Consider the following 21,568-nt stretch of genomic DNA (forward strand, 5'->3'; position numbering starts at 1 on the left):
CCCTCCGACGAAACGGGAGCTCCTCATGTCCGAAACCGACTCAACGACGCGTCGGCGCCAACGAACCGTCTCCTGGGTGGTGGCCCTGTCCACCATCGTGCTCGTGTTCGACGGCTACGACCTCGTCGTCTACGGCACCGTCCTGCCCACCCTGCTCAAGGACCCGACCCAGCTCGGGGCGATCACGCCCGGCCATGCGGGCACCCTCGGCAGCTACGCGCTCATCGGAGTCCTCGTGGGCGCGCTGGTCGCGGGCACCCTCGGCGACCTGATCGGCCGCCGCCGCATCATGCTGATCAACCTCGCGTGGTTCTCCATCGGGATGGGGGCGACCGCGCTCACCCAGAGCGTCGCCGCCTTCGGCATCGGACGCTTCTTCACCGGGATCGGTGTCGGCGCGCTGGTGGCCACGGTCGGACCGCTGGTGGCCGAATTCGCCGATCCCGGGCGGCGGAACCGGCTCAACGCCATCGTCTACAGCGGAGTGCCCGCCGGTGGCGTGCTCGCCGGGCTTCTCGCCCTGGTGCTCGACGACGTGGTCGGCTGGCGCGGGCTGTTCTGGATCGGTGCCCTGCCGATCGTGCTCGTGCTCCCGCTGGCGTTGGTGAAGCTGCCGGAATCGCCGAAGTGGCTCGCCGCGCGCGGCAAGGTCGAGCAGGCGAAGGCGCTCGCCGAGCGCACCGGGATCGAGCTGCGGACCGAGCCCGTGGCACCGTCGGCCAGTCCCCGCGCGGGATTCCCCGCGCTGGCGTCGAAGGACCTCGCCTGGCCGACGGCGTTGCTGGGGTTGATGAGCTTCGCAGGTCTCCTGCTGACCTACGGTCTCAACACCTGGCTGCCGCAGATCATGGCCAACAACGGCTACGACAAGACCTACTCGCTGGCGTTCCTGCTCGTGCTCAACCTCGGTGCGATCGTGGGCGGTCTGTTCGCGTCGCTGTGGGCCGACCGAGCCGGGGCCAAGCGCGTGGTCGCCACGACGTTCGTCCTCGCGGCGGGCACCCTCGCGCTGCTCCCGCTGAAACTCCCGCTGATCGTGCTGCTGCTGGCGGTCGCGGTGGCCGGGATCGGCACGATCGGAACGCAGGTGCTCATCTACGGTCTGGTGTCGAACTACTACCCGACCAGGGCGCGCGCGGCCGGTGTCGCGTGGTGCGCGGGCTTCGGGCGGATCGGCGGCATCGTCGGTCCCGTCGTCGGCGGCCTGCTCGTCGGGGCGGGCCTCGGCGGAACCACGGCGTTCTACCTGTTCGCCGCCGTCGCGGCCGGTGCGGCAGCGGTGACCCTGCTGGTGCCCCGCTCGCACGACGAGGACGAGGCAGAACGGCCGCTGGTCGCAGCCCCGGCCGGCAGCCCGAACCCGGTCTAGGCTGTTCCGCGCCTGTTCACGGCAGGACCGGCCGCGCGACTCGACCGCCGCGGGCGCGATGAGTCACCGTGGACGAACAGGCGGCCTGGAACCAACGACGAGGTGGACGTGACACGACCGGCGCAGCCGCTGATCGGGCGCACCGAGCTCGTGGCCGGTCTGGAGCAGATCCTCCAGACCGGCCAGAGCCGTTTCGTGCTGCTCAGCGGGCCGCCCGGGATCGGCAGCTCGACGCTCGCCGAACACCTCGCCCGCCGCCACGACGGGCCCGTCCTGCGCGCCACGGCCGCGGAGTGGGAGGCGGAGCAGCCCGGATCCCTGCTGGCCCAGCTCTTCCCGGGCCTGCCGACGTCGAATCCGCTTGCCACGGCAGCAGAACTCGTCGCTCGACTCGCACCGAGCACGGTGCTGGTGATCCACGACGCGCAGTTCGGCGACCTCGACTCGCTGCGCACCCTCGCCTCGGCCCAGCGCCACCACCCGGAAGCCGCCCTGCGGGTGGTGGCGACCTCCACCACCGGCGATCGCCGGGCGTCAGCCGAGGTCCTGGACCTGCTGCCGCGCATCGCGACCGACGCACCGCGCATCCCGCCGCTGGACGCCGCGCAGATCAGCGAGCTGGCCGCCGCGCGGGGAGTCGCGCTGCACCCGTCGATGGCCGAACGCCTGCGGCGGCACACCCTCGGCAGGCCGCGACCGGCCGTGCAGCTGCTGACCGAACTTCCCCGCAGCACCTGGTCGCAGTTCGAACCGACCCTGCCCGCACCCGCCGCGGTCCAGGCCCTCGTGCGCGAGAGCCTCGAGACGTGCACGCCGAGCGCACGCGGGTTCGCCGAGGCCACCGCCGTGCTGGGCACCGACGCCCCGGTCCGCAACGTCATGTCCCTGGCCGAGCTCGACGGCGAACCGCTGCCGCTGATGGACGAAGCCACCGCCGCCGGCCTCGTGGCGCTGGCCCCGCGCGGGCTCACCTACGTCAGCCCACCCGACCCGATGGTGCGCGCCGCCGTGCTCACCGTCCTCGGACCGGCCAGACGCGCCGCGCTGCAACGCCGGGCCGCCGAGCTGGTCGACGACCCGGTCCGGTCCCTGCGACTGCTGGTCGCCGCCAGCCCCGTGCCGGACTCCGAGGTGGCGGGTCGGCTCGAAGCCCTCGCCGGTGAGCGCGCGTCCGAAGGAGCCTGGGGGACCGCGGCGACCCTGCTCAGCGATGCGAGCCGGCTCACCGACGATCCGCAGCACCAGCAAGCGCTGATCACCCGCGCGGTCGACGCGCTCATCGGCGCGGGCGACGTCTTCCGCGCCACGGCGCTGATCCCCGAGGTCGAGAGCATCCGCGAAACCCCGCTGAGGGATGCCGTTCTCGGCTACCTCGCCATGGTCCGAGGCCGCGCGGCCGAAGCGGGCAGCAGGCTCCGGCGGGCCTGGGACATCGTCAACACCGACCGCGAACCCGAAACCGCGGCGCTGATCTGCCAGCGCTACGTGCTCGACGCGCTCTGCCGCTACGACGGTCGGGATCTGGTCCTGTGGGCGGATCGGGCCATCGAGCTGGCGGGCCCCAACACGCCGACCGCGGTCGAAGCCGAGGCCATCCGCGGCCTCGGCCTGGCCGCGACCGGCAGCGTGGCGCAGGGCCAGCGCCACTACGACGAGCTCACCGCCCGGCTGCGCCACGGCGCGCAGTGGCAGCGCGCCACGATGGCCCGCGGCTGGATCAACCTGCTCACCGACCGGGTCGACGACGCCCGCGTCGACTTCGAGAGCTCCATCCCCACCGCCTACCTCGGCGGGTCGGCCCGGATCTCGTTGTGGGCCCGCGCCTGGCTCGCCAGGGTCCAGTTCCTCACCGGGGAGTGGAACGAGGCGCTGGCCACCGTGCGCGAGGCGATGGACATGCAGGAGCGCACCGGGATCCTGGTGACCGGACCGCTGCTGCTGTGGACGGCCGCGGCGGTGCACGCGCTGCGCGGCGAGTTCGCCGAGACCGAGGAGGTCCTGCTCAAGAGCGCGACCGGTGCGGGCGACTACCAGATCATGCGCGTCCCCAGCCAGCTCGCCCGAGCGCACGTGGCCGAGGCCCGCGCCGACTCCGACGGCGTGCTGCGCGCGCTGTACCCGCTGACCCGACCGTCACCGAGCACCAGCACCGACGAACCCGGCCACTGGCCTTGGCAGGACATGTACGCCCACGCCCTGGTCCTGCTCGGCCGGCTCGACGAGGCCGACGAGTTCCTGGCCCCGCACGAGAAGCTGGCCGCCAAGCGGGGCCACGCCTCGACGCGCGCCCGGCTCACCGCGGCCCGCGGCCGCCTGCACGGCGCGCGAGGCGACGTCGCGGCGGCATCAGCGGCGTTCGACGAGGCGCTGGAGCTGATCAGCGGGCTGCCGCTGCGCTACGACCAGGCCCGCATCAACTTCAGCTACGGCCAGACGCTGCGCCGCCTCCGCCGCCGCGCCCGCGCCGACGTCGTGCTCAGCGCCGCCCGGGACGGCTTCGCCGCCATGGGCGCCACCACCTACGTCGAGCGCTGCGACCGCGAGCTCAAAGCCGGTGGCGTGCACCGGACCCGACCCGAACCGACGGCGGATGCCCTGACCCCGCAGGAGGAATCGGTCACGCGCCTGGTCGCCCGGGGGCTGTCCAACAAGGAGGTCGCGGCGGAGCTGTTCCTGTCCAGCAAGACCGTCCAGTACCACCTCACCCGCGTCTACGCGAAGCTCGGCATCCGCTCCCGCGCGGAACTCGCGGCCCGCAACAACCCCGGCCTGCCTCAACAGGACTGACGCGGCTGCTTGATCAGCTCCAGGACCTCGCGGAAGGCGGGGTTGTCGCTGTCGTGCAGCCACTCGAAGAGCACCATCTCGGTGGTGACGACGTCGGCGCCGTGGGCGCGCATCCGGTCGAGCGCGCGCTCGCGGTCGGTCTCGACGCGACTGCCGACGGCGTCGGCGACCACGGCGACGTCCCGCCCGCGTTCCCGCAGCGCCAGGACCGTCTGCAGCACGCAGACGTGCGTCTCGCACCCGGTCACGACGACCGTGCCGGGTCCGGGGTCGAACCCGGCGGCGAAGGACGTCTTCGGCTGGGCCGGTCGCGGCAGCAGCTCGGCGATCTCGCCGACGGTCGCGCCCAGCCCCGCGGGGTTCTGCTCGCTGGCCCGGACGTCGACGCCCAGCCGCGTCGCGGCCCGGACCAGCCGCGCGTTGTTGTCCAGCACGGCGGAACCGGCCGCGATGGCCGGCATGAGGCGTTCCTGCAGGTCCACGACCAGCAGGACCGAGGAGTTGGCGTGCAGCAGCGGCATGGCACCAGCCTAGGCACGACCTCCCGCGACGGCTTCCCGGCGGCGCGGTGTCAGCCGGTGCGCACGGTGCCGAGCTGGGTGCGGTGGAGGTTGGACTCGGTGAAGCGCTGGGAGACCGAGCGGATGATGTCGGTCATCGCCGAGGCGGCCGGTGTCGGTGGCCTGCTCGCGTTGCGGGCCAACAGGATTCGCCGGGTCGGGGCGGGCACGTCGTCGGCGAAGTGCACCAGCCGCACGTCGTGGCGGCGGTTGGTCAGCGCCAGGCGCGGTGCGATCGCGATGCCCAAGCCCGCGGCCACCATCGCCTGCGCCTCCTGGTAGTCGTGGGATTCGTAGGAGATCTTCGGGTCGAAACCGGCGAGCCGGCAACTGCGCCGCAGCACCTCGGCGACCGGGTGGTTGTCGGCGCGGATGATCCACTCCTGGCTCGCCAGATCGGCCAGGCTGATGCGCGGCTCCTCCAGGAGCTCGGAGTTGGCGGGCACGACCAGAACTGTCGGGTCGTCGAGGAGGTGCTCGACGTGCAGCGCCTGCTCGTCGATGCGGTTCCAGTCGTAGTCCCACAGCAGCGCCAGCTCGACTTCGCCGGTGTCGAGGAGTTCGAGCAGCTCGGCGAACAGCGCGGAGCGCACCGCGGTCCGCATCCCCGGGTGCTTGCGGGAGAACCGGGTCAGCGCCAGCGGCAGCAGCGAGGCGCTGGCCGTCGGGAACGATCCGAGGCGCAGCGTGCCCCGGTCGAGCTGGGCCAGCGACTCCAGATCCGCTTGCGCGCCGCGGAGTTCGCGGCGGATGGCGCGGCCGCGCTCGGCCAGCGCGTGCCCGGCGTCGGTGAGCCGGACCCCGCGTGGCAAGCGGTGCAACAGCGGGTGCCCGACCTCCGCTTCCAGCCTGGACATCTGCTGCGAAGCGGCGGACGGCGTGATGGCCAGCGCGTCCGCCGCGGCGGTGAGCGAACCGAGTTCAGCCGCCTCCACCAGCAGCAACACCCTGCGGACGTCGAGCACCGAGCCTCCCAAGAGCCTTTAGCTCTGCTTAAGCCATCCTAAGTACATGAACATTGTACTGAAGTCACTGGTCTTGTCAGGGTGAGCGCCAACGATTCGGAGCGAGGAAGAAGGTTGGCGTGCACGTTCCGGCAACGCTGGTCCGCGGTGGCACCAGCAAGTGTTGGCTGTTCGACGAAGCCGAGCTGCCCACCTCGGTGAGCGACATCGAGGCGCTGCTGGTCAACGCCTACGGTGCCGCTGATCCCGTCCAGCTCGACGGCATCGGCGGTGCCACCCCGACCACGTCGAAAGCCGCGGTCGTGCGGCCCTCCGGCACGCCCGGCGTGCACGTGGACTACCTGTTCGCGCAGGTCGGCATCGGGGTCGGGCGCGTGGAGTGGGGCAGCAACTGCGGCAACTGCGCGACCGCGATCGCGCTGTGGTCGGTGGCCCGGGGCCTGGTCCCGGTCAGCGGTGACCGCACCCGCGTGGTCATGCGCAACACCAACACCGGCGCGGTCCTCGAGGCCGAAGTGGACACGCCGCACGGGCAGGTGAGCGAGTTCGGCACGCAAACCGTTCCGGGAACCCGCGCCGGGGGAGTGGCGGTGGGGCTGACGTTCCTGGACCCGGCCGGCGGCACCACCGGGGCGCTGCTGCCCGCGGGCGACGTGGTCGAGGAGTGGGAGATCGACGGGTTGCGGGCTCGGGTCACGATGATCGACGCCGGTGCGCCGATGGTCCTGCTGGACGCCGAAGGTCTCACCGGGGCCGAAAGCCTCCGCGAGATGGGCGAGCTCGTGGACCCGCTGCGGCGGTTCCGGCACCGCGCGGCCGAGCGGATGGGGCTGACCTCACCCGGTGCGGCGGTCAACGACGCGGTGCCGAAGGTCGGCATCGTCGGGCCGCCGCGCGCCTACCGGACCCAGCTCGGCGATGAGGTCGCCGCCGACGAGCACGACCTGTCGGTGCGGATGCTGTCGATGAACGCCCCGCACCCGGCGATCGGGCTCACCTCGGCGGTCGGCGTCGCCGTCGGCAACCTCCTCGACGGTTCCGTCGTCCGCTCGGTGTCCAGCGCCCCCGGCGCGACCGAGCTCCGGATCGCCACTGCAGCCGGTGTCATCGCCGTCACCAGCGGTGATCTCACCACGTCGGGGCCGCGGCGGGTCACCGTCCGCCGCGCCGCCCGCATCCTCTGCGCGGCCGACATCGTGGTTCCCGAGTCGATTCCCGCCTAGCATTCCGCCTGATTCCCACCTCAAGGACAAAGATGTCTGCTGAAATGATCTCCATCGGCGCGCTCGGCGTGATGTTCGTCGTCGCGACCCTGTTACCGATCAACATCGGGATCCTGGCCTTCATCGGCGCGTTCGTCGTGGGCACCGCATCGCTCGGGCTCACCGAGGACGAGATCTTCGAGGGTTTCCCCGTCTCGTTGTTCGTCACGATCGTCGGTGTCACCTACCTGTTCTCGGTGGCGCAGCGCAACGGCACGATCGACCTGCTGGTGCGGGTCGGGATCAGGCTCGTGCGCGGCAAGGCCGCGCTGGTGCCGTGGGTGCTGTTCGGCGTCGCGGCGGTGCTCACCGCCTTCGGCACCTTCACCCCGGCCGCGGTCGCGCTGCTGGTGCCGGTCGGCATGAACTTCGCCTACCGCTACGGCATCAGCCAGCTGATGGTCGGCATGATGGTCATCAGCGGCGCCCACGCCGGAGCCTTCTCGCCGATCGCGGTCTCGGGCGCGCTGGTGCTGGGGATGGTCGGCAACACCCCGCTCGCGGTGTCCCCGCTGGCGCTGTTCCTGGCCAGCTTCGCCTTCAACGTGCTGTTGTCGGTGCTGACCTTCCTGCTGCTGCGTCGCAGGACCCCGGAAGCCTCGCCCGAGCCGATCGTGGAGGACGCGGAGGCCGCGGCCGAGCCGAAGGCGACGTGGCGGCAAGGGCTCACGCTGGTCGCGCTGGCGGCGCTGGTGGTGGGGGCGCTGGTCTTCCACCTGGAGATCGGGTTCCTGGCCCTGGTCGCGGGCGCGGTGCTGGCGCTGGTGGACATGAAGAACCAGTCCAAGGCGGTCGAGGGCATCAGCTGGTCCACCATCCTGCTGGTCGCGGGCATGGTGACCTACGTGGAGATCCTGGAGAAGGCGGGCACGATCGAGACGATCTCGCACGGCGCCGCCGGAATGGGAGCCCCGCTGTTCGTCGCGCTGCTGCTGTGCCTGGTCGTGGCGGTGGTGTCGGCGTTCGCCTCGTCGACGGCGATCCTCACCGCGATCATCCCGATCGCCGTGCCGCTGCTGCTGGCCAGCCACCTCAGCGCGGTGGGGCTCGTCGCGGCGCTGGCGATCTCGACGACGATCGTGGACACCTCGCCGTTCTCCACCAACGGCGCGCTCGTGCTCAGCAACGCCCGAGGCGTCGACCGGGAGCGCTTCTACAAGCAAATCATCGGCTACACGGCGGGAATCGTGGGGATCGGCCCGATCCTGGCCTGGAGCTTCCTGGTCGTGCCCGCATCCCTGTGACCTCGAGCACCGCCGGCGCGGAACTCCCGGGCCGGCGGTGCTGTCAGGTCGTGAGGTTCCGCGTCGGCAGCACCCAGGTCCGCACGTGCCGGACGAGGGCCACGAGGCGTTCGGTGGTGGCGTGGGTGGGGTCGACGAGGCGGCGTTGGAGCAGTTCGCGCCCGGAGGCGTGCACCATCCTGGCGGTGTACTCGGGGTCGGGCATGCGCGGGAAGGTGCGTTCCAGCTCCTGCTGGAGGAACCGCAGGACGAGCTCCTCGGATTCGGCCAGGCGCTGGTGCAGCTCAGGGGGAGCGCCCTGGGGTGGGAACAGGAACAGCCGCCAGGTCGCGGGATGCTCGTCGACGGCGTTGAGCACACCGCAGAAGGTGCTGACGAGCCGGTCCTCCTCCGCGATTCCGACGAGCTGCGACGTCGCTCGCGCGAACTGGATTCCCGCGCGCTCGGACTCGCGGTCGACGAGCGCGACGAACAGGCCCGCGATGTCGCCGAAGAGCTGGTAGAGCACCGGGCGCGTGATGCCCGCGGCCTCGGCGATGCGGTTGGGCGTCGCGGCGTGGAACCCCTCCGCGTCGACGATGTCGTGCGTGACGTCGAGGATCTGCTCGCGGCGGTCGGCCGAGCTCATCCGCTTGCGCGCGCTGGGGGGTCCGCTCACCCTTGACACTCTAACTGACAACCTGTCAGTCTGAAGTGACAGGTTGAAAGTTGAGGTGTCGCAATGGCGCTCCACCATCCTGAACTCGCCGAGCGCGTCCGCGAACAACGCTGGCGGCTGCCCGATCTCTACGGCTCGATCGACTTCGACCGCACCCCCCACCGGTTCACGACCGACCCGCAGGTGAGGTCCGACCTGCCCGCCTGGGTCGCCGATCGCGACTCGGTCCTCGCCGACGAGCGGGCCGTCGAGCTGATCCGCACGACCACCATGCTCGGTGACGTCGTGGCCGACCCCTACGCGGCTCTGGCGAAGCAGCACGGCGCCAAGGGCCTGATCGACATGCTGCGGAAGGCCTGTCGGTCGGGCGTCGACTCCGTCGCCGACGCGCCCGACGAGTTGCGCGCGTTCATCGCGTCGATGGAAGCGACGCCGGAGTGGCTCGACGTCGAGCTGGTCGAGGAGGGCGCGCGGCAGCTGCGCATCGGGGCGGCGTTCCTGTCCCCCTACATCACCCGCGGCGCGTTCCTGGCGACCTTCATCAACACCTACGCCGCCCTGCCGATGGCGCTGACCGGTGCGCTCACCGGGCGCCGGGCCTCCCGCCGGGTCAACGAGACCGCGAACTTCTTCGCGGTGACGACGTTGCCGGGAGCCCTGGAGCGCTACGGGGAGGGCTTCGAGGCGGCCGCCATGGTGCGGCTGATGCATTCGATGGTGCGCTGCAACGCCCTCGCCAGCTCCGAGGGGTGGGACCCCGAGGTGTACGGGGTGCCGGTGCCGCAGGTCGACCAGATGCCGGCCGGTCTGTTCAACATGTACCTGGCGGCGGTGCTCGCCAGGAGCGCCGGCCGCGACGAGTTCTCCCCGCGCGAGCGCGCGATGCTGGAGTTCAGCCGGTACCGGTGCTTCCTGCTCGGGCTGCCCGAAGAGCTCCTGCCCACCACGGCGTCCGGGATCATCGAGGTCTTCCACGCGCGGGCGGCGACGCTGCGCCGCGGCTTCGACGACGCCACCTGCGGGGAGCTGGTCCGCTCCACCATGGCCGCCGACCTGCGGCAGGGGAACTCGTTGCTCGACCAGGCCGCCGAGACCGTGGAGCGCAGTTGGAGCCGGGCCTTCTTCCTGGGGATCTGCGGCGGCGACCTCAAGCGGGCCGAGGCCATGAGCGTCCAGTTCGGACCGGTCGACGCCGCGTGCGTGGCCGCCACCGCGCCGTTCGTGCTCGGCCGGTTCGTGGCGATGTCCGTCGTCGCCGGGCAGCCCCTCCTGCGGAAGCTGACCGACTGCTACACCACCCGCGTGGTCAAGCAGCGGCTCGCCGAGTACGGAAATCCCGAGTACACCACCGATGCCGCCACGTACCCCCGCAGAGCAACCAGCGGTGCCACCTGACCCGGTTCCGCTCGCCGAACCGGTTCGCGGGCAACCCCGATCTTCGGCGTGATCGTGGAATGCGTGCCGGGCGCCCGGTTTCGCCGGTCGTCGGACGTGGTCGAGGTGACGCGTCCGCACGACGTTGGTAGCGTGTTGGGAAATGCCCGCCGTGCAGGCGTTGTCGTGAATCCTGGTCGGCGGGGGTCCACGTAGTGTGACTCCTCGGTCGACCGGATCGCGTTGGAGCGGAGTCACATTCGCCCCGGCGGACGCAGAAGCAACTCCGTTCCCACCTGTCTCAGCGCGCGCCTCCGGAGAGGCACCGTTGACAGCGTCCCGATCTTCACCCGGAAGACTGACGAGTTTCCGGGTATTTAGTCCTGACCAGGCGTGAAGTGATGCACCCTACGTAAGAAAGCCTGGCGATCTTCGGGTGTGATACGGAGACTTTCGGCCATGGAGCAAGCCCCTACTCACACTCCGTACACGCCCGCCCAGTACCAGAGGGTGCGCAACGACTACCCCTTCAGCTATGACCCGTGGGGTTCGACCGAGCCCGCGGAGACCAAGACCGAAGCAGTCGACCCGTCGAACGACGAGGCTCCCCGGCCGTCGTCGATGGACAAGCTGGGCGAGCTGTTCAAGCAGATGCCTCGCCCCCGTTTTCCCGAGCACGTCGGGCTGAAGCGTGCGCCCAAGCGTCACGGCGTGACCGCCGTGGTCGTGGCCGCCGCGCTGCTGAGCAGCGGCGCCACCGCCGCCGCGACCTACGGGATCGCCTCGTACGCTTCGCAGCCCTCCGCATCCCCGCAGGCGACCGCGGCCGCCGTGCAGCCCAGCGTCGTGTCGCTCGACGTCGTCGGCCAGGACAGCAAGAGCACCGGTAGCGGCGTCATCGTCGACGAGGGCGGGCGGATCCTGACCAACAACCACGTCGTGTCCAAGGCGGCGAACGGCGCCAAGCTCACGGTGACGTTCAACGACGGCAAGAAGGCACCGGCCCGGGTCCTGCAGCAGGATCCCCGTGCCGATCTCGCGGTCGTCCAGGCCGACGGGGTGAAGGATCTGACGCCCGCGAAGCTCGCCTACGGGCCGGAGCCCGAGGTCGGTCAGCAGGTCATCGCCATCGGTTCACCGCTGGGCCTGCCCGGCACGGTCACCAGCGGGATCGTCAGCGCGCTGCACCGCAGCGTCCCGACCGGGAACGGCGCCGGACTCGGCAACGCCATCCAGACCGACGCCGCGATCAACCACGGCAACTCCGGTGGTCCGCTGGTCAACATGGACGGCGAGGTCGTCGGCATCAACACCGCTGTCGCGGGCACCAAGAAGGGCAACGAGGCGGCCGGGCTCGGGTTCACCGTGCCGATCGACCAGGCCCGCGGGCTCATCGACGGACCTGCCCGGTAGGGACTCACCAACCGCGCCGGTGCGGGCCGACGCCCTGGTCGGCGAGGTGCTCGCGGATCTGCTTGCGGGCGCGGTGCAAGCGGCTCACCACCGTCCCGATCGGGACGTCGAGCGCGATCGCGGCCTCCGCGTAGGAGAGTCCCGCGATGTCCACGAGGTCGATCACCCTCTTGTTCGGCTGTCGCAACATGCCGAGGGCCTTCTCGACGGCGTAGCCGAAGGAGTCGTCGACGACGACGCTCTCCGGTGAGACGTGCGGTGCGGGATCGCTGATGGTCTCTTCGCGATCGCTGGTGCCGAAGATGAGCAGAGGAGTGCGACGGCGAACCCTGCTGACGTGGGTGTTGTGGAGGATCCGCAGCAGCCACGCACGTGGGAAGTAGCCGTCGAAACTCGTGATTCCGCGATATGCCAGCAGCAGTGCGTCCTGAGCCAGGTCCTCGGCGTCGGCGGGTTGGTCGGTGAGCGACCGCGCGACCCGCAGCAGCAGTGGGATCTCCGGGACGATGTACCGGTCGAACAACTGCTGCCTTTCGACCACGGAGAAAGTGTCGGACTTGTCCACGGTCTCGACACCCCCTTCTTCGTGGAAAACACTTGCTCGTTGCGACGGACCCGGCGCATCGTGGCCGCGTGGCGCGACACCGTTCACCGCTACTACCGCGGACAGAGCTCGAGGCCTTCCAACCAATGCCAATCGTTTTGTTCTTCAGAGCGATCTGGCTTAAGGCCAAGCATCCTGGGTATTCGAGGTGGCATTAAGGGCATAAAGTCACACGCCGAAGATGTGGACCAGTGCCCGCCCGAATCGGATTGAGGCCGAGAACTGCGGTGTAGACTGGGTTTTGTCTGCACCCACGCGAGGTGAGAGCCGGGAAGGTGGTGTGCCGTGCCTGCATGGTTCGAACCGCTGCGGCGAGACCACCGGTCACAGCAGTGGGCGCAGCGCGCCAAGGATGAGCGCACCAGGCAATGCGTTGAGGCGCTCTCCCTGCTGCAGCGGTACATCGACCGGGACCTGGATGCATCGGAGCTCGAGGAGTTCGAGCGCCACCTGGACTCGTGCCGGGGATGCGAAGCGGAAACGAAGCTGTACCTCGACATCAAGCGCAGCCTCGCCGATCGCAGGGGCTTTCTCGACAACGCGGCATCGTCCAGATTGCGACAATTCGCAATGGGCTTGCGCGATCGGGAATGAAATTCACCGACATCACGGCATTCGTGCGAACCACACGAGTGACAACGCGGCGGCCGCGACCATTGCGATGAGCGCGGAGAGGAAGAACCAGCTGCTGATGTCGACCGGAACGATCGGCGGCGTGACCGACTCGCCGATGTTGCTGTAGATGGCCTGCAGCTGAGCTTCGTTGGCGGCGGTGAACGTCAGACCGCCGGTGTCGCGAGCCAGGCGTTCCAACTCCCGGGTGTCCAGCGGGACGTCCACGGGTCCCTTGGCGAGCTGGACCTTCCCGGTCGGCGTTCCCAGGGCGATCGTCGACACCGGAACCTTGGCGGCTCGGGCTGCCTCGATCGCCACCTCCGGTGGTGGTCCCGTGTTGCTCGCGCCATCGGAGAGCAGCACGATCCCCGCGGAACTACCGCCCGCGGTGCGCAAGGTGTTCAGGGCCGTCAGCACCGCCTGGCTCAGGGACGTGTTCGACTGGTACGGGATCTTGGCGAGCGCATCGGTGACCGCTCGGTGGTCCTGCGTGGGTGGTACGTCGACGTTGGCAGAGGCCGCGAAGCTGACCAGCCCCACCTGGGTGTCGTCCGGGACCGAGTTCAGGAAGTCCCGGACCGCGGACTTCATCGCCTCGGAGCGGTTCGGCGGTACGTCGTTGGCCATCATCGAGGGCGACACGTCCACGGCCAGCATGACGACGCTGTTCCGCGACGGATCGGGCATCCGAACCGTGGGCCCGGCCAGGCCCAGCACCATGATCAGGGTGGCGAGCAGCATCAGCGCGGGCGGCACGTGGCGGCGCCACGCCGGTCGCTTGGGCATCACCGAGGCGAGCAGGTCCAGGTTGGTCAGCGTGACCGTGTATCGAAGACGCCGGCGCTGCACGAGAAAATAACCCACTGCCAGGGCAGCGACGAGCACGAGAAGCCACAACCACGCCGGTGCCGCGAAGCTCAGACCACCCATGATGACCGCCGATAGCCGTATTGTCGGTGCCGCCGGAGCTGGAAGAAGCGCACCAGCTGGCCGATCCAGTCCTGATCGGTGCGCAGCTGCAGGTGCTCGGCTCCAGCGTTGCGGATGATGTAGGCGATCCGTTGCCTCTGCTGCCGGGCCGCCTCCTCGTAGCGCTCCCGCAGCTGGCCGTCGAGGGTGTCGACGGTCAGCCTCGAACCGGTCTCGGGGTCCTCGACCGCCAGCGATCCGACCGCCGGAAGCCGCATTTCGAGCGGGTCGACGAGCTCCACGGCCACCACCGTGTGGCGTTGGGACAGCCGGTGCAGTTCGTTAGCCCAGCCCGGCTCGACCAGGAAGTCGGAGATGACCGCGATGAATCCGCGGCGACGTGCGACGGTCCCGACCTGGGTCAGGGCGGGCCGGAGGTCGGTGCGGCCGACGGGGCGTTCAGGACGGGCGCTGCGGGTGTTGAGCTGCGCGATGCGGTGCAGCGTCGCCTGCAGGTGGATCTTGCCCGAGCGGAGCGGCCTGACCTCGGACTCGCCGTCGAAGAGCAGCACCGCGCCGATGCGGTTCGCCAGCCACGTGGCGGCGAACCCGAACGCGGCGGCGCCGAACAGCGCGAGTTCCCGCTTCTCGCCACCGCGGGTGCCGAACGACTGGCTCGCGGACAGGTCCACGACCAGCCACACGTCGAGCTCGTGATCCCGGATCGGGTCGCGGACGTGGGTGTGGGTCGTGCGGGCCGAGAGGTTCCAGTCGATCATGCGCACGTCGTCGCCGGGCACGTAGAGCCGCCCCTCACCGGCTTCGTCGCCCGGCCCCGGGAAGAAGCCCTGGTAGTCGCCGTGCACGGCTCCGGCCAGCCGCTGCGAGATGAGCAGTTCCAGCTGAGCCAGCACCCTTCGGGTCGCCGGCTGCTCGTGGTGGGCCCGCATCAGGACCGACCCCACAGGGAAGATCTGGTCTTGGCCGGCCGTGGCTGGTGCACGCGGTCCAGCAGCTTGTGGATGATGTCGTCAGCGGTGACCCCGTCGGCCAGCGCCTCGTAGGTCAGGACCAGCCGGTGCCGCAGCACCGCGGGCGCGAGGTGGTGGACGTCCTCCGGAACCGCGTAGCCGCGGCCGTGGATGAGGGCGAACGCCCGCGCCGCGGCGATCAGGCCGAGGCTGGCGCGAGGGCTCGCGCCGACCGAGAGGTAGGGCGCGATGTCGCCGAACCCGAGCTCGCTGGGCGTGCGGGTGGACATCACCAGCGCCACCGCGTACTCCATCACCAGCGGATCGACGTAGACCTGGGTGGCGGCGTCCTGCAGAGCGGTGAGCCGCTCGGCGTCGAGGACCTGCTTCGGGACCGGTGTCCCGGTGCTCATCCGCCGCACGATCTCCAGCTCGTCGCCGGCCTGCGGGTAGTTGATGAGGATCTTGACGAGGAAGCGGTCCCGCTGCGCTTCGGGAAGCGGGTAGACGCCCTCGGTCTCGATCGGGTTCTGCGTGGCCATCACCAGGAACGGGCGCGGCATCGCCCACGTCTGCCCGCCGATGCTGACCTGCCGCTCGGCCATGACCTCCAGCATCGCCGACTGCACCTTCGCCGGTGCGCGGTTGATCTCGTCGGCGAGCACGAAGTTGGTGAACACCGGTCCCAGCTCGATGTCGAACTCCTCGCGGGAGGCCCGGTAGATCCGCGTCCCGACGATGTCCGACGGTACGAGGTCGGGGGTGAACTGGATGCGGGTGAAGTCCACGTCGACGGCCTGGGCGAGCGTCTTGATCGTCAGCGTCTTGGCGACTCCGGGCAGCCCTTCGAGCAAGCAGTGGCCACCGGCGAGCAGGCACACGACGATCTCCTCGGTTTCCGGCTCGTGGCCCACGATCACCTTCTTCAGCTCCCAGAGCAGGCCGCGCATCACCTCTCCTTCGCGATGGCGGAGGATTTCGGATTCCTCACCCAGGTTCCACGCCGTGTTGTCGTTCATTGGTCGAACTCCCGCCTGGTAGAGATCTCAGGTGTGGCTACCCGCCGAATATCCGAGCGCGGCACGGGCGAGCGCGGTGCGGTCGCGCAATCGCATGTGCGCGTAACCGCTTTCGACGATCTCGTGGTGGACGAGTTGGCTCACCACGCGGCTGATGCTGGTGCGCTGCACGCCGAGCAGTTCGGCGATCATCTGGTGGGTCAGGTGCGTGACGTCGGAATCGGCGAACTCGTGCAGCAGCAGGGACGAGACCTGCGCCCGCAGATCGCCGGCCAGCATGTCGAGCAGTCGGCGTTCGTAACCGGCCATCCGGCACGCCATCGCATCGCTCCACCGCAAGGCGAACTCCGGGTAGCGCTGGAGCAGCCAGCGGAACTCGTCGCCGGGCAGGCGGATGATGTCGGTGTCGAGCAGGGCGGTCGCTTCCTTCTCCGCCCGGATCTCGGTCATCACCTCGACGTCGCCGACTATCCCGCTCTCCCGCAGGAGCATCAGCGTCGCCGAGCCGGGGCTGCGCAGTGCCACGAGGCCCCGTTCGATGATGGAGATCGCCCCCACTCTCGCACCCACGCTGAAGATGCGGTCTCCGGGTGAGAGCTTGTGGTGCCTCAGCTTGGGCGCGAGCACGCGAAGCGCGGCGCGCAACTGCTGGTCGATGAACGAGCACGTCCCGGAGAGGGGGTCCCGGTGCGGCGCCGGGTAGGCGGCCGACGGCCCCGTCGTCGGGTCGTGGGATCTCGCTGACGGGGCCGGTTCGCCGGTGGCGCGCGACGGTGTCTCCGACATCGTTGCGCCTCCTCCGCTGTAGTGGTGTGCCTCGCTCCGAGGAGTCGCAGCGAGGCACACCGGGTGGTGATCAGTTGGGACCGTTGTCGTCCCGATCGTTGTGCTGGTTGTCGTTCTGGTTGTCGTTCTGATCGGTCCGGTCGTCGTCCCGGTTGTTGTTCCGGTCGTCGTCCAGGTCGTTGTTCTGATCGGTCCGGTCGTTGTCGCGGTTCAGGTCCTGCTCGTCGCTCTGCTGAGTCGCAGGTGCCCGCTCCTCGAGACCGCCCTGATCGGACTGGTCCGACTGGTCGGGTGCGGGAGCGGTGGTGTCGCCGCCGCCCAGGCCCCGGTTGGAAAGCAGGTTGCCGTTGCCCTGCTCGTCCTGGACCGCGTTGTTCTTGATCGTCACGGAGTCGGCAGCCTCAGCGGATGCCCGGTTGAAGCTGACCAGGACGCTGCTCTCATCGACCTCGACGACGTCCCTGGCGTCGATCCTGTCGCCGGCCGAGGTGACCAGCTGGAAGCCGGCCGGGTCGTAGTCCTTGCCGTCGTCGATCGTCTCGTCGAAGTCCAGGCGGACCTGGCCGGTGTCGGAGTCGACCGAGGCGCCCGTGAGATCCGGACCCGAGGTGAGGCTGCCCGACCTGTCGCCGCCGACGCTCTGGTCACCCAGGGCGTTCGGTGTGGCGGAGCCATCGGACGACTGAGCGGCACCTTCGTCCACTGCGGCCAAGCTGATCTGGTCGCCGTAGTCCTGGATGTCCGGGTACGCGACACGGATGGTGTCCGGTGAGGGCTGCACCATGCTGTTGCCCTGGATCGCCTTGCCGTCCGCGGTGTAGACCGTGAACTTCTTGGCGTCCTCGGCGGTCACCGGCTCGTCGAACTTGTAGTCGAACTGGGTCTTGCCGACAAGTCCGCTGGTGGAGGCCAGGTTCGGACCGGTGGTGTCCTCTCCCGTGGAGGTCGGTGCGTTCATCACGCCCCGGGTGTCGCTGACTGCGTCGGACTCGGCGAACTGCCGCACGCCGTCCTCGACCTGGGAGTCGAACTGGACGGTGACCGTGTTGTCATTGGACGTGACGATGGACTGCCCGTCGATCGCCCGGCCGTCACGGGTGTACAGACCGAACTTGGAGGCGTCGGCGCCGCCGCCGTCCTCCTTGAGGTTGCGGTCGAACGTGTAGGTCACCTGGTCGAGGGTGTCGTTCGATTGTGCGCTCTCGAGCCGAGGAGCGTCGGTACCGCTGACGCCGCCTTCGCCGCCCTGGAGCTCGTTGGTGTTAGGCAGGTTGGTCCGACCGCTCTCGTTTTGCACCGCCTGCGAATCGGTGATCGCCACCGTGAACGCCTCGACATCGGTTCCGGGCGCGTACTCGGTGAGCACCGTGTTGGTGTCGCCTTCCTTGATCTGCGCGCTCTGCGCCTTGACCGAGGCGTTCGTGGCGAAGCCGGACAGCTGGAAGGACGACGGATCTCCTACATCGCTGACGGGCTTGGCGAAGCGGTACTCCACCTGCTCGGGCGCATTGTCGTCCAGATCCTGGCTGACGACCTCCACCGACTCCACGGTCATGCCGGTGTCGATCCCGCCGTTCATCTGATCGCCACGACCCTCGTCCGTGTCGGGCTGTTGACCGCCAGGAGGTTGCTCCTCGAGGCCAGGCGGCGGTGCAGGGGGTGCCGGAGCGGGCGGAGGCGGTGGCGGTGGCTGGGCAATCCCGGTGCCACCCATCGCGATCAGCACGCCGCTCGCGCTGGCGGCGGCGATTACGGCTGCCGTGCGGCGCTTCCTCTCCGTGCCTGCTCGTTTGTTGTTGGACATCACGGTCTCCTCCCGCATGTCATGCGAATCCGTACACGAGGAAACGCCGACCGTGAAGAAAACCTTTCCAATTGTTCGGAATGCGACGAAGTCCGGACGGCAGTTGCCATCTGGCGAACATCTCACCGCCTGTGGGAGTTCATCACCGAAGTAGCGGTGAACGCACGAAGTCGCCGTGCGCCTTGCGGGTTCACGCCCGGGTGAGCTCCTCGGCGTCCTGCTCGCGGAAGTGCCGGACGAGAGCGGTGACCGCTTCCCGGCCCGCCCGGTTGGCGCCCACGGTGGACTGCGAAGGACCGAAACCCGTGAGGTGGACGCGTGGTTCGCCGACGACCTGGGTTCCGCGCACCTGGATGCCGCCGAGATCGTTGCGCAGCCCGAGCGGGTCGAGGTGGGCGAGGGCGGGCTTGAAGCCGGTGGCCCACAGGATCGTGTCGACCGGGGTGAAGGCCCCGTCGGCTTCGCGGACACCGGTCGGTTCGATCGCGGTGAACATGGGGCGGCGTTGGAGCGCGCCCCTCGCCTCGGCGGCCAGGGCGTACGGAGTCCACAGGAGATCGGTGTAGGACACGACGCTTCCGGTGGGCCTGCCGGCCTCCACGTCGGCGGCGACCTTCGCGACGACCTCGCGCCCGGCGGAGCTGTCGAACTCGCCGTCGCGGAACACCGGCTCGCGGCGGGTGTACCAGAAGGTGGTCGCCACGCGGGAGATCTCCTCCAGCTGCTGCAGCGCGGAGATGCCGCCGCCGACGATGGCGACGCGCGACCCGGCGAAGTGCTCGGCGGAGACGTAGTCGCGGGTGTGCAGCTGGGTGCCCGTGAACGTCTCCTGCCCGGGGTAGTGGGGGAGGACCGGGTTCGACCACGTCCCGGTGGCGTTGATGATCGCGCGCGTGATCCACGACCCGTGATCGGTCTCCACCACCAGGTTCCCATCGGGACCGGGGCGCACGGCGGTGACCGTCACCGGCCGCAGGATCGGCAGCGCGGTCGCCTCCTCGAAGGCGTCGAAGTAGCGCGGCACCGCCACGCGGCTGGGCTCGTCCGGATCGACCGGGGGCTGGGTGAACCCGGGCAGGTCGAAGATCCCGTTCACGGTCGCCATGCGCAGCGATTCCCAGCGGTGCCGCCACGCCCCGCCCGGCGCCTGCCCGGCGTCGAGCACGACGAAGGTCCGCTCGGCCTCGGGGTGGTCCAGCGCGCTGGCGAAGTCCCGGCGCTGGAGGTGGTAGCCCGCGGACAGGCCCGACTGGCCGCCGCCGATGACCACCACCGTCGCCGCGCGGGACTGGATCTCCGGCGGCGCGGGGGGATCGGTCCGCGGGTTCGCGGGATTCGGGGGCACCTGCATGCTGCTCTCCGGACGTCGCACGGCTGCGCATGCCGTTCAACAACGGGTGCGACCACGAATTCCGGCAGGTGGCGCAGGACACCTTCCCGCAGGACGAGCGCGTCCGAACCCGGCGCGCCGCGGCCGCAGATCTGTGCTCGGCGGGGGATCACCTCGTACGCTGGCCGCGCGTACGGTCCGCGCCTGGAAAAGGGGAGGTCCGCCTTGGCTGCCGAGTGCTCTAGCGTCCACGACTTCGTCGAGCGATGGGCGACCGAGAAACCCGAGGTCGAAGCCGTGTCGTTCGGCGAGCGGCGGGTGAGCTGGGCGGAGCTCGACGACCGGGTCCGGCGCGCGGCCGGGGTGCTGCGGTCGTCCGGGATCGGGCCGGGGGACCGCTTCGCCGTCGTGGACAAGAACCACCTCGCCTGCCTGGAGCTGACGCTCGCGGCGTCGTTCACCGGAGCGGTGAACGTGGTGGTCAACTTCCGGCTCGCGTCGGAGGAGCTGGTCCACGTGCTCAACGACTCCACCGCCGAAGTCGTCGTGGTCGGCGCGGAGTTCGCCGGGCTGCTCGACGAGATCCGGGGGCGGTTGCCGCGCGTGCGCGAGGTGATCCTGCTCGGCGGCGACCAGGACGAGTACGAGGCGCGGCTCGCCGCGGCGGACCCGGTCGCCGAACCGCACCGATCCGCACCGCAGGACTGCTTCCTGCAGCTCTACACCTCCGGCACCACCGGCTGGCCGAAGGGCGCCATGCTGACCCAGCGGAGCATGACGGCCCACGCCAGCGCCCTCACGCCCGCGTACGAGCTGGACGAGTCGTCGACGAACATCGTCGCGATGCCGCTGTTCCACGTCGGCGGGACCAGCTGGGCGCTGGGCGGCATGAGCGTCGGCGCGCGCACGATCCTCGTTCGCGAGGTCGCTCCTGCGGCACTGCTGGACCTCATCGAGGCGACCCGCGCGACGCACGCGTTCTTCGTCCCCGCCGTCATCCACGCGCTGATCGACGACGGCGCACGTGCGCGCACCGCGATGGCTCGCCTGCGCGTCCTCGGGTACGGCGGTTCGCCGATGCCCGCTCCGCTGATGGAGCGCGTCCTGAGCGCGCTGCCCACCCCGCTGCACTCGGTGTACGGGATGACGGAGATGTCGGGAGTGTTCTGCGCCCTCGGTCCGCAGGAGCACCGCGACGAGCAGCGCACCCACCTGCGCGCCTCCGCCGGCCGACCGCTGCCGGGAACCGAGGTGCGCGTCGTCGACCCCGCCACCGGCGACGACGTCGAGCTCGGTGAGCTGGGCGAGTTCTGGGTCCGGTCCGAGCAGCGGATGGCCGGTTACTGGAACATGCCGGACGCCACCGCCGAGACGATCACCCCGGACGGGTGGCTGCGCACCGGCGACGCCGGTCGCCGCGATGGCGAGGGCTACCTCTACATCGAGGACCGAGTCAAGGACATGATCATCACCGGCGGCGAGAACGTCTACCCGGCCGAGGTCGAGCGGGTGGTCCTGGAGTTCCCGGGGGTCGCCGACGTGGCGGTGATCGGCGTCGCGCACGACAAGTGGGGCGAAACCGTGAAGGCCGTCGTCGTGCCCGACGAGGGCGAATCCCTCGACGAGCAGGCGCTCATCGACTTCACCCGGTCCAGGCTCGCCCACTACAAGTGCCCGAAGTCGGTGTCCGCGGTGTCCGCGCTGCCCCGCAATCCCACCGGCAAGATCCTCAAACGCCTGCTCCGCTCCCAGTTCCCGGCAGAGGGCTAGGTGTACTGACCTGAGAGGTTGGTTACGCGGCTGGCGGGTGGGCCGCCGATGCTGGTGTGGTGGCGGTGATGGTTGTAGCCGTGTAGCCAGCCGGGCAAGGCGGCGCGCCGTTGGGTCTCGGTGCTGTA

General features: G+C 70.0%; 17 protein-coding genes and 2 pseudogenes. 8 read left to right on the forward strand and 11 right to left on the reverse strand.

All coding sequences use genetic code 11. The annotated features are described in order from the left end of the window. The first annotated feature begins 25 nt into the window (after nucleotides 1–25). Nucleotides 26–1,369 carry an MFS transporter gene (locus tag E1181_RS22685; RefSeq protein WP_132677672.1) on the forward strand — a complete coding sequence of 448 codons (1,344 nt, stop codon included), beginning with the start codon at nucleotides 26–28 and terminating at the stop codon, nucleotides 1,367–1,369. Between the two features lie 108 nt (nucleotides 1,370–1,477). Continuing rightward, entirely contained in the window at nucleotides 1,478–4,156 is a 2,679-nt protein-coding gene (locus E1181_RS22690) for a helix-turn-helix transcriptional regulator (protein WP_132677673.1), read from the forward strand. Here the strand turns inward: E1181_RS22690 and E1181_RS22695 are convergent. Together E1181_RS22695 and E1181_RS22700 are read right to left on the reverse strand one after the other, a co-directional pair. Then, nucleotides 4,144–4,677, reverse strand: coding sequence for an isochorismatase family protein (locus tag E1181_RS22695; RefSeq protein ID WP_132677674.1), 534 nt, complete (start codon nucleotides 4,675–4,677; stop codon nucleotides 4,144–4,146). The two genes, E1181_RS22690 and E1181_RS22695, sit on opposite strands and share 13 nt — an antisense overlap. Nucleotides 4,678–4,727: 50 nt before the next feature. After that, nucleotides 4,728–5,681, reverse strand: coding sequence for a LysR family transcriptional regulator (locus tag E1181_RS22700; RefSeq protein WP_132677675.1), 954 nt, complete (start codon nucleotides 5,679–5,681; stop codon nucleotides 4,728–4,730). A 119-nt stretch (nucleotides 5,682–5,800) separates the two neighbouring features. On the opposite strand from E1181_RS22700, the gene E1181_RS22705 reads away from it, so the two are divergent. Together E1181_RS22705 and E1181_RS22710 are read left to right on the forward strand one after the other, a co-directional pair. Further along, nucleotides 5,801–6,904 carry a PrpF domain-containing protein gene (locus E1181_RS22705; RefSeq protein WP_132677676.1) on the forward strand — a complete coding sequence of 368 codons (1,104 nt, stop codon included), beginning with the start codon at nucleotides 5,801–5,803 and terminating at the stop codon, nucleotides 6,902–6,904. 32 nt (nucleotides 6,905–6,936) lie between these two features. Beyond that, nucleotides 6,937–8,187 (forward strand): SLC13 family permease, encoded by a 1,251-nt coding sequence (locus tag E1181_RS22710; RefSeq protein WP_207922262.1) that lies wholly within the window; start codon nucleotides 6,937–6,939, stop codon nucleotides 8,185–8,187. Nucleotides 8,188–8,230: 43 nt separating this feature from the next. Here E1181_RS22710 and E1181_RS22715 read toward each other — a convergent pair whose 3' ends face one another. Next, nucleotides 8,231–8,845, reverse strand: coding sequence for a TetR/AcrR family transcriptional regulator (locus E1181_RS22715; protein WP_207922263.1), 615 nt, complete (start codon nucleotides 8,843–8,845; stop codon nucleotides 8,231–8,233). A 63-nt stretch (nucleotides 8,846–8,908) separates the two neighbouring features. Between E1181_RS22715 and E1181_RS22720 the strand changes: the two genes are divergently transcribed. Continuing rightward, nucleotides 8,909–10,240 carry an oxygenase MpaB family protein gene (locus tag E1181_RS22720; protein WP_132677677.1) on the forward strand — a complete coding sequence of 444 codons (1,332 nt, stop codon included), beginning with the start codon at nucleotides 8,909–8,911 and terminating at the stop codon, nucleotides 10,238–10,240. 438 nt (nucleotides 10,241–10,678) lie between these two features. Continuing rightward, a complete protein-coding gene (locus E1181_RS22725; RefSeq protein ID WP_132677678.1) occupies nucleotides 10,679–11,632 on the forward strand; it encodes a S1C family serine protease in 954 nt (317 codons plus the stop codon). Nucleotides 11,633–11,636: 4 nt separating this feature from the next. Here E1181_RS22725 and E1181_RS22730 read toward each other — a convergent pair whose 3' ends face one another. After that, nucleotides 11,637–12,173 carry an RNA polymerase sigma factor gene (locus tag E1181_RS22730; RefSeq protein ID WP_132677679.1) on the reverse strand — a complete coding sequence of 179 codons (537 nt, stop codon included), beginning with the start codon at nucleotides 12,171–12,173 and terminating at the stop codon, nucleotides 11,637–11,639. Nucleotides 12,174–12,521: 348 nt separating this feature from the next. On the opposite strand from E1181_RS22730, the gene E1181_RS22735 reads away from it, so the two are divergent. Next, nucleotides 12,522–12,830, forward strand: coding sequence for a zf-HC2 domain-containing protein (locus tag E1181_RS22735; RefSeq protein WP_132677680.1), 309 nt, complete (start codon nucleotides 12,522–12,524; stop codon nucleotides 12,828–12,830). Nucleotides 12,831–12,842: 12 nt separating this feature from the next. Here the strand turns inward: E1181_RS22735 and E1181_RS22740 are convergent, their stop codons facing one another. The 6 genes and pseudogenes from E1181_RS22740 to E1181_RS22765 form a co-directional block, all read right to left on the reverse strand. Then, nucleotides 12,843–13,781: a VWA domain-containing protein gene (locus E1181_RS22740; RefSeq protein ID WP_132677681.1), complete on the reverse strand. Its 939-nt coding sequence runs from the start codon at nucleotides 13,779–13,781 to the stop codon at nucleotides 12,843–12,845. Further along, nucleotides 13,769–14,710 (reverse strand): DUF58 domain-containing protein, encoded by a 942-nt coding sequence (locus tag E1181_RS22745; protein WP_408010445.1) that lies wholly within the window; start codon nucleotides 14,708–14,710, stop codon nucleotides 13,769–13,771. Before E1181_RS22745 ends, E1181_RS22740 begins: the two co-directional genes overlap by 13 nt. After that, nucleotides 14,679–15,750: pseudogene (locus E1181_RS22750) on the reverse strand (AAA family ATPase); the annotation flags it as partial. The gene E1181_RS22745 and the pseudogene E1181_RS22750, both read right to left, overlap by 32 nt. 27 nt (nucleotides 15,751–15,777) lie before the next feature. Next, the gene (locus tag E1181_RS22755) at nucleotides 15,778–16,536 is read right to left on the reverse strand and encodes a Crp/Fnr family transcriptional regulator (protein WP_132677684.1); all 759 of its coding nucleotides are present in this window, start codon (nucleotides 16,534–16,536) and stop codon (nucleotides 15,778–15,780) included. Nucleotides 16,537–16,606: 70 nt separating this feature from the next. Continuing rightward, nucleotides 16,607–18,115: a hypothetical protein gene (locus tag E1181_RS22760; RefSeq protein WP_132677685.1), complete on the reverse strand. Its 1,509-nt coding sequence runs from the start codon at nucleotides 18,113–18,115 to the stop codon at nucleotides 16,607–16,609. 415 nt (nucleotides 18,116–18,530) lie between these two features. Next, a complete protein-coding gene (locus E1181_RS22765; RefSeq protein ID WP_132677686.1) occupies nucleotides 18,531–19,691 on the reverse strand; it encodes an NAD(P)-binding domain-containing protein in 1,161 nt (386 codons plus the stop codon). 204 nt (nucleotides 19,692–19,895) lie between these two features. Here E1181_RS22765 and E1181_RS22770 point away from each other — a divergent pair, with 204 nt between their 5' ends. Beyond that, nucleotides 19,896–21,440, forward strand: a complete 1,545-nt coding sequence (locus tag E1181_RS22770) for a long-chain-fatty-acid--CoA ligase (RefSeq protein ID WP_132677687.1) — start codon at nucleotides 19,896–19,898, stop codon at nucleotides 21,438–21,440. On the opposite strand, the pseudogene E1181_RS22775 reads toward E1181_RS22770, so the two are convergent. Continuing rightward, a pseudogene (locus tag E1181_RS22775) lies at nucleotides 21,437–21,568 on the reverse strand (IS481 family transposase); the annotation flags it as partial. The gene E1181_RS22770 and the pseudogene E1181_RS22775 overlap by 4 nt on opposite strands.

Source organism: Saccharopolyspora terrae (assembly GCF_004348435.1).
Lineage (GTDB): Bacteria > Actinomycetota > Actinomycetes > Mycobacteriales > Pseudonocardiaceae > Saccharopolyspora > Saccharopolyspora endophytica.

What these genes read in the sequence shown, in the direction of transcription:
- E1181_RS22725 (WP_132677678.1), top strand. Translation starts at nt 10,679, where the DNA reads ATGGAGCAAGCCCCTACTCACACTCCGTACACGCCCGCCCAGTACCAG.
- E1181_RS22765 (WP_132677686.1), bottom strand. Translation starts at nt 19,691, where the DNA reads ATGCAGGTGCCCCCGAATCCCGCGAACCCGCGGACCGATCCCCCCGCG.
- E1181_RS22745 (WP_408010445.1), bottom strand. Translation starts at nt 14,710, where the DNA reads ATGCGGGCCCACCACGAGCAGCCGGCGACCCGAAGGGTGCTGGCTCAG.
- E1181_RS22755 (WP_132677684.1), bottom strand. Translation starts at nt 16,536, where the DNA reads ATGTCGGAGACACCGTCGCGCGCCACCGGCGAACCGGCCCCGTCAGCG.
- E1181_RS22710 (WP_207922262.1), top strand. Translation starts at nt 6,937, where the DNA reads ATGTCTGCTGAAATGATCTCCATCGGCGCGCTCGGCGTGATGTTCGTC.
- E1181_RS22695 (WP_132677674.1), bottom strand. Translation starts at nt 4,677, where the DNA reads ATGCCGCTGCTGCACGCCAACTCCTCGGTCCTGCTGGTCGTGGACCTG.
- E1181_RS22685 (WP_132677672.1), top strand. Translation starts at nt 26, where the DNA reads ATGTCCGAAACCGACTCAACGACGCGTCGGCGCCAACGAACCGTCTCC.
- E1181_RS22760 (WP_132677685.1), bottom strand. Translation starts at nt 18,115, where the DNA reads ATGAACGGCGGGATCGACACCGGCATGACCGTGGAGTCGGTGGAGGTC.
- E1181_RS22740 (WP_132677681.1), bottom strand. Translation starts at nt 13,781, where the DNA reads ATGGGTGGTCTGAGCTTCGCGGCACCGGCGTGGTTGTGGCTTCTCGTG.
- E1181_RS22720 (WP_132677677.1), top strand. Translation starts at nt 8,909, where the DNA reads ATGGCGCTCCACCATCCTGAACTCGCCGAGCGCGTCCGCGAACAACGC.